9 protein-coding genes are annotated in these 13502 nt (G+C 71.8%); 3 read left to right on the top strand and 6 right to left on the bottom strand.

All coding sequences use genetic code 11. The annotated features are described in order from the left end of the window. Positions 1 to 9: 9 nt before the first annotated feature. The gene (locus PSQ21_RS16915) at positions 10 to 564 is read left to right on the top strand and encodes an RNA 2'-phosphotransferase (RefSeq protein ID WP_274031353.1); all 555 of its coding nucleotides are present in this window, start codon (positions 10 to 12) and stop codon (positions 562 to 564) included. 28 nt (positions 565 to 592) lie between these two features. Here the strand turns inward: PSQ21_RS16915 and PSQ21_RS16910 are convergent, their stop codons facing one another. Then, on the bottom strand, positions 593 to 1495 hold the full coding sequence (locus PSQ21_RS16910) for an LLM class flavin-dependent oxidoreductase (protein ID WP_274031352.1): 903 nt from the start codon (positions 1493 to 1495) through the stop codon (positions 593 to 595). A 148-nt stretch (positions 1496 to 1643) separates the two neighbouring features. Between PSQ21_RS16910 and PSQ21_RS16905 the strand changes: the two genes are divergently transcribed. After that, positions 1644 to 2501, top strand: a complete 858-nt coding sequence (locus PSQ21_RS16905; protein WP_274031351.1) for an HAD family hydrolase — start codon at positions 1644 to 1646, stop codon at positions 2499 to 2501. Between the two features lie 119 nt (positions 2502 to 2620). Here PSQ21_RS16905 and PSQ21_RS16900 read toward each other — a convergent pair whose 3' ends face one another. From PSQ21_RS16900 to hisC, 5 genes are all read right to left on the bottom strand, one after another. Next, complete coding sequence (locus tag PSQ21_RS16900) at positions 2621 to 4327, bottom strand: sensor histidine kinase (protein WP_274031350.1); 1707 nt, start codon at positions 4325 to 4327, stop codon at positions 2621 to 2623. Between the two features lie 98 nt (positions 4328 to 4425). Beyond that, entirely contained in the window at positions 4426 to 7953 is a 3528-nt protein-coding gene (gene cydD, locus PSQ21_RS16895) for a thiol reductant ABC exporter subunit CydD (RefSeq protein ID WP_274031348.1), read from the bottom strand. Positions 7954 to 8040: 87 nt separating this feature from the next. After that, on the bottom strand, positions 8041 to 9042 hold the full coding sequence (cydB, locus tag PSQ21_RS16890; protein WP_274031347.1) for a cytochrome d ubiquinol oxidase subunit II: 1002 nt from the start codon (positions 9040 to 9042) through the stop codon (positions 8041 to 8043). A gap of 16 nt (positions 9043 to 9058) precedes the next feature. Then, positions 9059 to 10570: a cytochrome ubiquinol oxidase subunit I gene (locus PSQ21_RS16885; RefSeq protein WP_274031345.1), complete on the bottom strand. Its 1512-nt coding sequence runs from the start codon at positions 10568 to 10570 to the stop codon at positions 9059 to 9061. 257 nt (positions 10571 to 10827) lie between these two features. Then, entirely contained in the window at positions 10828 to 11907 is a 1080-nt protein-coding gene (gene hisC / locus PSQ21_RS16880; protein ID WP_274031344.1) for a histidinol-phosphate transaminase, read from the bottom strand. A gap of 404 nt (positions 11908 to 12311) precedes the next feature. Here hisC and PSQ21_RS16875 point away from each other — a divergent pair, with 404 nt between their 5' ends. Then, on the top strand, positions 12312 to 13424 hold the full coding sequence (locus tag PSQ21_RS16875; protein WP_097865632.1) for a LacI family DNA-binding transcriptional regulator: 1113 nt from the start codon (positions 12312 to 12314) through the stop codon (positions 13422 to 13424). Positions 13425 to 13502: the final 78 nt, after the last annotated feature.

Here is a 13502-nt window from a genome sequence, read left to right as displayed (position 1 = left end):
GCTGACGCCATGGACGAACGTCGCACCGTCAAGGTGTCCAAGTACCTTTCGAAGCATCTGCGGCACCAGCCGGAACGCATCGGCCTCACCCTTGACGAGAACGGCTGGGTCCCGGTCGAGGAGCTACTGCGCGCTGCGGCCCGGCACGGGTTCGGCTTCTCCCGCGCCGAGCTCGACCACGTCGTCGCCGTCAACGACAAGCGGCGCTTCACCGTCGAGCGCGGCACCGAGGGCGACCGCATCCGCGCCAATCAGGGCCACACCGTCGCCGTCGACCTGGACCTGCCGCCGGCCGAACCGCCCGCGTACCTCTACCACGGCACGGTCGCCCGGGTGATGGACGCGATCCGGGCCGAGGGCCTGCGCCCCATGGCCCGCCACCACGTCCACCTGTCCTCCGACCGGGAAACGGCCACCCGGGTCGGCGCCCGCCGCGGCCGTCCCCTCGTCCTCACCGTGGACGCCGGCGCGATGCACCGCGCCGGCCATGTCTTCCGGGTCAGCGCCAACGGGGTCTGGCTGGCCGACGCCGTACCTCCGCGGTTCCTGCGCCTGCGCGGCTGAGAGAGACCCCCGGGCCCCCGCCCCGCCGCTACACCAGCTGCGCGGGCGCCTCGGTCGCGATGCGCTCGAAGACCTTCGGGTCGGTGGCGAAGTCCGAGTCCGGGATCGGGGCGTGGACGACGATCTCGGTGAAGCCCAGCTCCGCGTGGCGCCCCGCGAAATCGACGAACGCGTCCACGGACTCCAGCGGGCCGTTGCGGTCCGGTGTGAAGCCGGTGAGCAGGACCCGGTCCAGCTCGGAGGCGTCCCGGCCGATCTCCGCGCAGGCCGCCGTGAGCCTCTCGTTCTGCGCCCGCAGTGCGGCCCGTGACTCCTCCGGGGTGCCGTTCTCGTACAGCTTGGGGTCGCCGGTGGTGACCCAGGCCTGCCCGTGGCGGGCGGCGAGCTTCAGTCCCCGCGGCCCGGTCGCGGCGACCGCGAAGGGCAGCCGGGGCCGCTGGACGCAGCCGGGGATGTTGCGGGCCTCCTCCGCGCTGTAGTGCTTCCCGCGCTCGGTCACCGCGTCCTCGGTGAGCAGCCGGTCCAGGAGCGGGACGAACTCGGCGAAGCGGTCGGCGCGTTCGCTCGGGGTCCAGGCGTCCTGCCCCAGGGCGGTGGCGTCGAAGCCGCTGCCCCCGGCGCCGATGCCGAGGGTGATCCGGCCTCCCGAGATGTCGTCCAGGGAGATCAGCTCCTTGGCCAGCGTGACCGGGTGGCGGAAGTTCGGCGAGGTCACGAGGGTGCCCAGCCGCAGGCGTTCGGTGGCCGTCGCCGCGGCGGTGAGCGTGGGCAGTGCCCCGAACCACGGGCCGTCCCGGAAGGTCCGCCAGGACAGGTGGTCGTAGGTGTAGGCGGTGTGGAAGCCCAGTTCCTCCGCGCGCTGCCAGCGGTCGCGACCGCCCTCGTGCCAGCGGTGGACGGGAAGAATCACGGTGCTCAGGCGGAGGCTCATGTCCCTGAGCCTACGACCGTGCGCACGCGTGAGGGCCGCCCGATGGCTTTGGCATATGCCAGGGGAATCTTCCGCAGATCAGGGTCCTGCCCACTCAGATGTGCGCCCCTCCGCACGCCCGTGCACCCTTGTGGGCGAGAATGGCCCGGTGACCTCAGTGACCGATACGCCTCTTCCCGCCGTGACCCGGCTGATCGCCACCGACCTCGACGGCACCCTGCTGCGCGACGACAAGACGCTGTCCGCGCGCACGGTCGCGGCCCTCGCGGCCGCCGAGGAGGCCGGGATCGAGGTCTTCTTCGTCACCGGCAGGCCGGCCCGCTGGATGGACGTCGTGCGGGACCACGTCCAGAGCCACGGTACGGCGATCTGCGCCAACGGCGCCGTGGTCACCGACCTGCGGACGGACGGCGAGCTGCTCTCCGTACGGCCGCTGGAGCGCGCGGCCGCCCTGCACGTCGTGGGCGCCCTGCGCGAGGCGGCCCCCGGCACCTCCTTCGCCGTCGAGATGACCACCGGCATCAACTACGAACCGGCCTACCCGCCCTTCCACCTGGACCCGGGCGCCACGGTGGCGGTCGCCGAGAAACTGCTGCACGAGGACGCCCCTGGCACCGGCGCGCCCGTGCTCAAGCTGCTGGCCCACCACACCGAGCTGGCGCCCGACGCCTTTCTCACGCTGGCCCGTACGGCGGCCGGCGACCGGGCCGCCTTCACCCGTTCCAGCCCCTCCGCGCTCCTGGAGGTGAGCGGGCTCGGCGTCTCCAAGGCCACCACGCTCGCCGCCTGTTGTGCCGAGCGCGGTATCTCGCCCGCCGAGGTGGTCGCCTTCGGCGACATGCCCAACGATATCGAGATGCTCAGCTGGGCCGGCGCCTCCTTCGCGATGGGCAACGCCCACCCGGACGCGCTGGCCGCCGCCTCGGGCCGGACCACGACCAACGAGGAGGACGGGGTGGCCCTCGTCATCGAGCGTATCCTCGCCGCTCGCGCAGAGACCCGCTGAAACCTTTCGTCACACCAGCACACCAGCACACCAGCACACCGGACCGTGGGCCCGACCCGCCCGGCACAACCCGGCGCGCCCGGCCCCACCCGCCCGGCGGGGCCCCGTCGGGCCGCCCCTCACAGCGGCGCCTCCCACACCACCGTCGTACCGCCGCCGCCCTCCCCGATCCCCGGTTCGATCCGGCTCGAACCGCCCAGGGACTCGGCCCGGCGGGCCAGGTTGCGCAGTCCGCTGCGGCGGCCGCCCTCCGGGATGCCCACCCCGTCGTCGGCGACCGAGAGCCGCACCGCTCCCCGCCCGTCCGGCAGGGCCACCGTCGCGTCGACGACCACATCGATCAGCGACGCCCCCGCGTGCCGGAACGCGTTGGAGAGGGCCTCGCGCAACGCGGCGACCAGGTTCTTGCCGGTCAGTTCGCCGACGAGCGAGTCCACCGGACCCTGGAAGCGGTGCGAGGGCTTGAAGCCGAGCGGGACGGCCGCCATGTTGATCTCCCGCAGCACCCGGGTGCGCAGCCCCGACGGGACTTCGGCAGGTTCCTGCTGGAGCGCGAAGATGGCCGTACGGATCTCCTGGATCGTCACGTCCAGCTCGTCGACAGCCCGCCCGACCCCCGTCCGCACCTCGGGCACCACCGACCCTCGCTGGGCGCTCTCCAGCATCATCCCGGTGGCGAACAGCCGCTGGATGACCAGATCGTGGAGGTCGCGGGCGATCCGGTCGCGGTCCTCGTACACCGCGAGACGCTCCCGGTCCCGCTGCGCCTCGGCCATCATCAGCGCGAGCGCCGCCTGGGAGGCGAACTGCGTGGCGAGCGTCCGCTCGGTCTCCGTGAACGGGCGCGCGCCCCGCGACCGGGGGGTGGCCAGCGCACCGAGCACCCGGCCGCCGCTGTGGAGCGGCAGCATCATGCTGGGGCCGAACCGGCCGGCCAGCCTGGTGACCATCCGGTTGTCGGTGGCCGAGTCGTCGATGAACACCGCCTCGCCCGCCAGGAGCTTCGTCACCACCGTGCTCCGGGGCGGGATGATCACGCCGAGCGAGGACGCCGGGTCGTCGGACGACACGGCGACGATCTCCAGACCGCCCTCCTCGGCGGGCAGCAGCACGATCCCGGCGGCGGAGTCGGCGAGCCGGCGGGCGTGTTCGGCGACCACGGACAGCGCCTCGTCGGCGTCCCCGCCCGACAGGAGCGCCGTGGTGACCGCGACCGAACCGTCGATCCAGTGCTCCCGCTGCCGCGCCGCCTCGTACAACCGGGCGTTGCCGATGGCGATCCCGGCCTCCGTGGCGAGCACCCGGACCATGTGGAGGTCGTAGTCGCTGAACTCCGCGCCGTGGCGCTTCTCGGTGAGGTAGAGGTTGCCGAAGATCTCCCCCTGGACCCGGATGGGCACCCCCAGGAAGGTCCGCATCCGGGGGTGCTCCGGCGGGAAACCCGCGGACCGCGGATCGGTGGACAGGTCGGCCAGCCGGACCGGGGCGGGGTCGTGGATGAGCGCGCCGAGCAGACCCCGGTGTCCGTCGGGGCGCCGCCCGATCGCCTCGGCCACCTCCTGCGGGACGCCGTACGTGACGAAGTCCGACAGGCCCTCGCCCAGCTCGTCGACGACGCCGATGGCGGCGTACCGGGCGTGGGCCAGCTCGGCCGCCGTCTCGCAGATCCGGTCCAGGGTGGAGTGCAGTTCCAGCCCGGCGCCGACGGAACGCATCGCCTCCAGGAGCTGCGGCACCCGCGCGGTCAGCTCGGTGGACAGACCCTGGAGGCTGCGGGTGGCCCGGGTGGCGGCGTCCAGGGAGTCCTGCGGGTCGGGCTCTGCCATGGCCTGAGCCTAGTTAGTACCGATAGAGGGCGAAAGTCGAGAATGTACTCGACGGGCGCAGAAGGCACCGGCCGTCCGGGCCCGGCCCGGTGCCGCCGCTACCGGACCCCCGCCCCGACCGCCTCCCGCTCGCGCTCCAGCATGCGTCGCAGCGGCCCGTCCTCGGCGGCGAGTTCGGCGTACGGGCCGCGCTGTACGACGCTGCCCGCGTCCAGCACCAGTACCTCGTCGACCGTGTCGAGGCCGGTCAGCCGGTGGGTGATCAGTACCGTCGCACGTCCCCGGGTCGCGTCCAGCAGGTCGGCGGTGAGGGCGTCGGCGGTCGGGAGGTCGAGGTGCTCGGCCGGCTCGTCCAGAACGAGCACGGGGAAGTCCGCGAGCAGCGCGCGGGCCAGGGCGAGGCGCTGGCGCTGACCGCCGGAGAGCCGCGCGCCGTGCTCGCCCACCGGGGTGTCGAGATCCTCCGGCAGGGCCAGCACCCAGTCCAGGAGCCGGGCCCGGGAGAGCGCGTCGCGCAGTTCGGCGTCGGTCGCGCCGGGCCGGGCCAGGCGCAGGTTCTCGCGGATCGTGCTGTCGAAGACGTGCGCGTCCTGGGCGCACAGCCCGACCCAGCGCCGGACCGTCTCCGATTCCAGCGCGGACGCATCGACGCCGCCCAGCCGGTACGTCCCCGACGAGGCGTCCAGGAAACGCAGCAGGACCTGGGCGAGCGTCGTCTTGCCCGAGCCGGAGGGGCCCACGACCGCGATGCGCCGCCCTCGCGTCAGCGTCAGGTCGAGCGAGGCCAGCGCGTCGTGCCGGGCCCCCGGGTAGCGGGCGCTCAGCCCCCGTACCTCCAGCGGGAAGGGCGACGCGGGCTCCTCGGCGGGGTCCTCGGGCTCCCGTACGGGCACGGGGGCGTCCAGCACCTCGAACACCCGCTCGGCGCTCCGGGCGACGCGCTGCCGGTACTGCACGGCGAGCGGCAGCCCGGCGACGGCCTCGAAGGCGGCGAGCGGGGTCAGCACCACCACGGCGAGCGCGACGCCGGACAGCCGGCCGTCCTGCACGGCCGGGACGGCGACGGTCGCGGCGGCCACCACGGTGAGGCCGCAGACCAGGGCGGACAGCCCGCCACCCAGCGCCGTCGCGGCGGCGGCGCGCGAGGCGATCCGGGTCAGCAGCGTGTCGGCCGCGCGCAGCCGCGTCTGCCGGGCGGGCAGCGCGCCCGCGACGGTCAGTTCTGCGGTGCCACCGAGGAGGTCGGTGACCCGGGTGGCCAGAGCGGCGCGGGCGGGAGCGAGCTGACGTTCCGTGCGGCGGGCGCAGGCGCCGCTGACGAGCGGGACGCCGATCCCGGCGATCAGCAGTCCGAGGGCCAGGACCACGCCCGCCTCCGGGAGCAGCCATCCGGTGAACCCGGCGGCCGCGGTCCCCACCACGACGGCGGTGCCGACGGGCAGCAGCCAGCGCAGCCAGTAGTCCTGGAGCGCGTCCACATCGGCGACGAGCCGGGACAGCAGATCCCCGCGCCTGGTGGTGCGCAGGCCCCCGGGGGCGATGCGTTCGAGTCCCCGGTAGACGGAGACCCGCAGGTCGGCGAGGAGCTTCAGGACGGCGTCGTGCGAGACGAGCCGCTCGGCGTAGCGGAAGACCGCCCGGCCGATCCCGAAGGCGCGGGTCGCGGTGACCGCCATCATCAAGTACATGACCGGCGGCTCTTCGGAGGCGCGGGAGATCAGCCAGCCGGAGACCGCCATGAGCCCCACGGCCGACCCGACCGCCAGGCTGCCGAGCAGCAGGGCCAGGGTCAGTCGTCCGCGCTGCGCCCCGGCGGACTCGCGGACCCGCGCGAGCACCCGTCCGGAGCGGCTGCCCGTCGTCCCGAGGGGGTCGGCGGCGTCCGCCCGGCGGGTGTCCAGGAGTTCACCGCCGGCAAGGGGCTCGGGTACCGCGGGCCCCGGAGCGGCGGCGCTCGCGAGCGCCTTCGCGTACGGCTCCGCGGGGCCCCCCGTACGCGGCTCCAGCGTCACCACGCGGTCGGCGACCGCCAGCAGGGCCGGGCGGTGGACGACCAGCAGCACGGTCCGCCCGGCGGCCAGCCTCCGTACGGCGTCGACGATGCCCGCCTCGCTCTCGCCGTCCAGGCTCGCGGTCGGCTCGTCCAGCAGCAGGAGCGGCCGGTCGGCGAGGAACGCCCGGGCGAGGGCGAGCCGCTGACGCTGGCCCGCGGAGAGCCCGGCGCCGTCCTCGCCCAGCGCCGTCCGCGTCCCGTCGGGCAGCGCCGCGACGAAGTCGTACGCGCCCGCCTCCCGCAGCGCCGCGAGGACCGCCTCGTCGTCGGCGTCGGGCCGGGCGAGGCGTACGTTCTCGGCGATCGTGCCCGCGAAGAGGTGGGGGCGCTGGGGGACCCAGGCGATACGGCTCCGCCAGCGTTCGAGGTCCAGGTCCGCGAGGTCCCGGCCCCCGACCCGGACGTGCCCCTCGTCGGGTACGGCGAACCCGAGGAGCACGTTCAGCAGGGTGGACTTGCCGACCCCGCTCGGGCCGACCAGGGCGACGGTCTCCCCCGGCTCCACGGTGAGCGACGCGGCGTCCACCGAGGGTTCGGTGCGGCCCTCGTGGCGCACGGTCACGCCCGCCAGTTCCAGGCGCAGCGTGTCCGGGACGTCCTCGGCGCCCGAGGCCCGGGGTTCGGTCTCCAGGACCGCGAAGATCTCCTCGGCCGCCGAGAGCCCCTCGGCCGCCGCGTGGTACTGCGCTCCGACCTGGCGGATCGGCAGATACGCCTCCGGGGCCAGGATCAGGACCACCAGACCGGTGTAGAGGTCGAGTTCGCCGTGGACGAGCCGCATGCCGATCGTGACGGCGACGAGGGCCACCGACAGGGTCGCCAGCAGCTCCAGTGCGAACGAGGACAGGAAGGCGATCCGCAGGGTGCGCAGGGTGGCCCGGCGGTAGTCGGAGGTGATCGTGCGGATCGATTCGGCCTGGGCTTTGGCCCGTCCGAAGACCTTCAGGGTCGGCAGCCCGGCGACGACGTCCAGGAAGTGCCCGGAGAGCCGGGACAGCAGGTGCCACTGACGGTCCATCCGGGTCTGGGTCGCCCAGCCGATCAGGATCATGAAGAGCGGGATGAGCGGCAGCGTGACGACGATGATCGCCGCCGACACCCAGTCCTCGGTGACGATCCGGGCGAGCACCGCCACGGGCACCACGACCGCGAGTCCGAGCTGAGGGAGATAGCGGGCGAAGTAGTCGTCGAGCGCGTCGATGCCCCGGGTCGCCAGGGCGACGAGCGAACCGGTGCGCTGCCCGCTCAGCCAGTCGGGGCCCAGCCGCGCGGCCCGCTCCAGGAGCCGGCCGCGCAGCTCGGACTTGACGGCAGCGCTGGCACGGTGGGCCGCCAGCTCGGTGAGCCAGGCGACGAGGGCTCGCCCGAGGGCGACCGCGGCGAGCAGCAGAAGGGGGGTGCGCAGCGCGGTGACCGTGAGTCCGCCCTCGAAACCGCCCACCACGATCTCGGCGATGAGCATCGCCTGGGCGATCACCAACAGAGCGCCGACCAGGCCGAGGGCCACCACGGCCGCCAGGAAGAGGCGGGTGGCCCGTGCGTAGTGGAGCAGACGCGGATCGATCGGTTTCACGTGAAACATCCCCTCGGCGGGGTCGGTGGACTCTGCGGGACGGTCAGCTGCCGCGGACCTCGCGGGGCCCGCGGCAGCCCACCGGGCTCAGTGCGCGTCGGCGATGTGCTGGGTGCCGATGCGCTTGCGGAAGACCCAGTAGGTCCAGCCCTGGTAGAGCAGCACGACGGGCGTGGCGATGCCCGCGCACCAGGTCATGATCTTGAGCGTGTACGGGCTGGACGAGGCGTTGGTGACCGTGAGGTTCCAGGCGTCGTTCAGCGAGGACGGCATGACGTTCGGGAAGAGCGTCAGGAAGAGCATCGCGACCGCCGCCGCGATCGTCACGCCCGAGAACGCGAACGACCAGCCCTCGCGGCCCTTGGCGATGGCCCCGATCGCGGCCAGGAGTGCCACCACCGCCACGACCAGGGCTCCCAGGCTCCAGGCGTCCCCGTTGTCCGCCTGCGTCCAGACCAGGAAGCCCCCTGCGAGCACCGCGGTGACCGGCCCCAGCTTCAGCGCCAGTGCGCGGGCCCGGACCCGGATGTCGCCCGCCGTCTTGAGGCCGGCGAACACCGCCCCGTGGAAGGTGAAGAGGGTGAGCGTGACGAGGCCGCCGAGGATCGCGTACGGGTTGAGGAGGTCCCAGAAATTGCCGACGTACTCCATGTCGGCGTCGATCCTCACGCCTCGCACGATGTTCCCGAACGCCACGCCCCACAGCACCGCGGGGATCAGGGAGGTCCAGAAGATCGCGGTCTCCCAGTTCGTCTGCCACCGCTCCTCGGGCCGCTTGGCGCGGTACTCGAAGGCGACACCGCGCACGATCAGGCAGAACAGGATGATCAGCAGCGGCAGGTAGAAGCCGGAGAAGAGCGTGGCGTACCACTCGGGGAAGGCGGCGAAGGTCGCCCCGCCGGCGCTGAGCAGCCAGACCTCGTTGCCGTCCCAGACGGGCCCGATGGTGTTGATCAGGACCCGCCGCTCCTTGCGGTCGCGGGCCAGCAGTCTGGTGAGGACCCCGATGCCGAAGTCGAATCCCTCCAGGAAGAAGTAGCCGGTCCAGAGGACGGCGATGAGCACGAACCAGACGTCGTGGAGTTCCATCTCTCAGCTCCTGTGCTCAGTACGAGAAGGCCATGGGCCGGTCGGCGTCTTCTTCGTCGTGCCCGCCGATCTTCGTGGGCGGGTTCAGGTCGTTCTCGGTGAGTTCCGGCGGCCCGGCCTTGATGTACTTCACGAGCAGCTTCACCTCGATCACGGCGAGCACCGCGTACAGCAGGGTGAAGACGACCATCGAGGTGATCACCTCGCCCTGCGAGACGCCGGGGGAGACCCCCGCGCGGGTCTGGAGCACTCCGTAGACGACCCACGGCTGGCGGCCCATCTCGGTGAAGATCCAGCCCCAGGAGTTGGCGATCAGCGGGAAGAGCAGCGTCCAGAGCGCGACGACCCAGTAGAGCTTGGTGAGCCTCGGGCTCAGCGCCTTGTTCTTGAAGAGGACCAGATGCGGGACCTCGTCCTCACCGGTCCGCAGCGCCGGTGGCAGCAGGAACTTCCTCCGGGTCAGCCAGAGACCCAGGAGGCCGAGGCCGAAGGAGGCCATACCGAAGCCGATCATCCACCGGAAGCTCCAGAACGCGACCGGGATGTTGGGGCGGTAGTCGCCGGGCCCGTACTTCTCCTCCAGGCTCTTGTTGATGTCGTTGATGCCGGGGACGTAGGAGTTCGGGTCGTTGTTGGCGAGGAAGGAGAGCACCCCGGGGACCGAGATCTCGACCGAGTTGTGGCCCTTGCTGACGTCCCCGTACGCGAAGAGCGAGAACGGCGCCCGCTCCTGGCCGTCCCACAGGGCCTCGGCGGCGGCCATCTTCATCGGCTGCTGCCGGAACATGACCTTGGCCAGGCTGTCGCCGCTGACGGCGGTGAGCAGGCCGGCGACCACGACGGTGATCAGCCCCAGGCGCAGCGAGGTCCGCATCACCGGGATGTGCTTCTTGCGTGCCAGGTGGAACGCGGCGATGCCGACCATGAAGGCCCCGCCGACCAGGAAGGCTGCCGTGATGGTGTGGAAGAACTGGGTGACCGCGGTGTCCTGGGTGAGCACCTGCCAGAAGTCGGTCAGCTCGGCGCGGCCGCGCTCCTCGTTGATCCGGTAGCCGACCGGGTGCTGCATCCAGGAGTTGGCCGCCAGGATGAAGTACGCGGAGAGGATCGTGCCGATCGAGACCATCCACATGCAGGCGAGGTGGATCTTCTTCGGCAGCTTGTCCCAGCCGAAGATCCACAGGCCGATGAAGGTGGACTCGAAGAAGAAGGCGATCAGCGCCTCGAAGGCGAGCGGAGCACCGAAGACGTCACCGACGAAGCGCGAGTAGTCGGACCAGTTCATGCCGAACTGGAACTCCTGGACGATGCCCGTGACGACGCCCATGGCGATGTTGATCAGGAACAGCTTGCCCCAGAACTTCGTCGCTCTGAGGTACTTCTCGTTCTCCGTCCGCACCCAGGCGGTCTGCAGGCCGGCGGTGAGCGCGGCGAGCGAGATCGTCAGGGGGACGAAGAGGAAGTGGTAGACGGTGGTGATGCCGAACTGCCATCGCGCCAGGGTCTCCGGCGCCAGAGCGAGGTCCACGTCGTCAGTCTCCTTACATCGCCGTGGTCATACCGGCACTACGCCCCTTTGATCCCCCGATTACGGGAGAAAGCAGGCGAGCTTGTGAACGCGTTCACATTCACAAGCAATTATGGCGCACACGCTTTCGGGCCGTTCGTCGGGGGTACCCCTTTTCGGCCCCCACCCCCGGAACCGGCCCTCGCCACCCATGCAAAGGGCCCCGGACCTCACGTTCGAGGTCCGGGGCCACCCGGCCGTACAGGCGCGCGCGGGTTCTACAGCTCCGCGCGGAACGCCTCCGCCGCCTTCAGGAACAGGTCGTTGCCCTCGTCCTCGCCGATGGAGACCCGCACCCCCTCGCCCGCGAACGGCCGCACGACCACACCGGCCCGCTCACAGGCCCGCGCGAAGTCGAGGGTGCGCTCGCCGAGCCGCAGCCAGACGAAGTTCGCGTGCGACTCCGGCACCGTCCAGCCCTGACGCACCAGCTCCGCGCTCACCCGGGCGCGCTCGGCGACCAGCGAGCCCACCCGGCCCAGCAGCTCGTCCTCCGCGCGGAGCGAGGCCACCGCCGCGTCCTGGGCGAGCTGGCTCACCCCGAAGGGGACGGCCGTCTTGCGCAGCGCCGCGGCCACCGGCTCGTGGGCCACCGCGAAGCCGACCCGCAGCCCGGCCAGACCGTACGCCTTGGAGAAGGTCCGCAGCACCGCCACATTGGGCCGGTCCCGGTAGATCTCGATGCCGTCCGGCACCTCGGCGTCGCGGATGAACTCCCTGTACGCCTCGTCGAGCACCACCAGCACATCGTTCGGCACCCGGTCCAGGAACCGTTCCAGCTCGGCCCGGCGCACCACCGTGCCGGTGGGGTTGTTGGGATTGCAGACGAAGATCAGCCGGGTGCGGTCGGTGATCGCGTCCGCCATCGCGTCGAGGTCGTGCACCTCACCGTCGGTCAGCGGGACCTTCACCGAGGTCGCGCCGCTGACCTGGGTGATGATCGGGTACGCCTCGAAGGACCGCCAGGCGTAGATGACCTCGTCGCCGGGCCCGGAGGTGGCCTGGAGCAGCTGCTGGGCCACCCCGACCGACCCGGTGCCGGTGGCGAGATGCGCCAGGGGCACACCGAAACGGTCGGCCAGCTCGTTCATCAGGCCGGTGCACGCCATGTCCGGGTAGCGGTTGAAGTTCCCCGCGGCGGCGAGCGCCGACTCCAGGACCCCCGGCAGCGGCGGATAGGGATTCTCGTTGGAGGACAGCTTGTACGCGACCGGTCCGCCGGCCGCCGCCGGCTTCCCCGGCACATAGGCGGGAACGCCGTCCAGCTCGGCGCGCAACTTGGGGCTCGTCTCGCTCACCGCAGGTCCTCCTCGACCGTCCGTTCACAGCAATACTGCACACCCTATGAGGATTGGGCCCCGCTGCGAATGGCCCGAGCGGGAAATCGACCGCAGTGCCCGGGAATGGGCCCCGCCCGGAGCCCGTCCGCGGCCTCTCCCAGGGGGAGTGTTTCCCGATCCGGCGCGCGCCGGTGGCTCGCGCCGTGGCGCGCGTCCCCCGAAGTGGTGAGTTGAGACCTCTTCGAGACATCACACATTCAGCAGGCTGTCGCCCTTCAGTACCTGAAACACATAAGCAGAACCGATCAACTCCCTTGCTTTATAAGGATTCTGAGGGGTAGTGACCTTGCAGAAACGTGCCTGTCAACGTGTGCATATGCGACCGGACCGACCACCCCTCGGAGCCCTACTATCGGCTCGCCATGACAGCAGCAGGGAAGCACCAGGTGAGCCGGACGGAGACCCCCCGGCGCAGCGGCCGGCCAGGACGGGCGGGGATCCGTGATGTGGCCGCCGCGGCCGGAGTCTCGATCACGACCGTCTCCGACGCGCTCAACGGCAAGGGCAGGCTCCCGGACGCCACCCGCAGCCATGTCCGCGAGGTCGCCGAGCGCCTGGGCTACCGCCCGTCCGCCGCGGCCCGAACCCTCCGTACGGGCAAGTCCGGCCTGATCGGCCTGACCGTGACCACGTACGGGAATGAACCTTTCACCTTCACCGAATTCGCGTACTTCGCGGAGATGGCGAGAGCCGCGACCTCCGCGGCGCTCGCCCGCGGCTACGCCCTCGTCATCCTCCCCGCCACCTCCCGGCACGACGTCTGGTCGAACGTCGCGCTCGACGGGACCGTCGTCATCGACCCCTCCGACCAGGACCCGGTCGTCACCGAACTCGTCCGCCAGGGACTGCCCGTCGTCTCGGACGGCCGCCCGGCGGGGACGCTCCCCGTCACCGCCTGGGTCGACAACGACCACCGGGCGGCCGTTCTCGACCTCCTCGACCATCTCGCCGCCGCCGGAGCCCGCCGTATCGGCCTGCTGACCGGCAACACCACCGACACGTACACCCGGCTGTCCACCACCGCCTACCTCCACTGGTGCGAGCGGGTCGGCCAGGACCCCGTCTACGAGTCCTACCCGGCCCACGACCCCTGCGCGGGGGCGGTCGCCGCCGACCGGCTGCTCGCCCGCCCGGACCGCCCCGACGCTGTCTACGGGCTCTTCGACCCCAATGGGACCGATCTCCTCGCGGCGGCACGCCGGTACGGGCTGCGGGTCCCCGAGGATCTGCTGCTGGTCTGCTGCAGCGAGTCCACCGTGTACGCGGCGACCGAGCCGCCCATCACCACGCTCTCGCTCAAGCCCCGCCGCATCGGCACGGCCGTCGTCCAGCTCCTCATCGACGCCATCGAAGGAGTCGAACACGACGGGCCGGTGGAGCAGGTCATACCGACGGAGCTCATCGTCCGGACCTCCTCACAACGACGTCCACCGCGCACCACGGTCAGCGCGCCACGCTCCCCCAGCGGGGACTGATCATCTCTTTTCGGACCAATCGACCGGTGAACCGCGCGTGCTCCCGGATTCACCACCCCTGGTGCGTCACACAGGTCG

Source organism: Streptomyces sp. MMBL 11-1, from assembly GCF_028622875.1.
GTDB lineage: Bacteria > Actinomycetota > Actinomycetes > Streptomycetales > Streptomycetaceae > Streptomyces.
The sequence above is the reverse complement of the archived record's forward strand: the minus strand, read 5'-3'. Positions and strand labels throughout refer to the sequence as shown.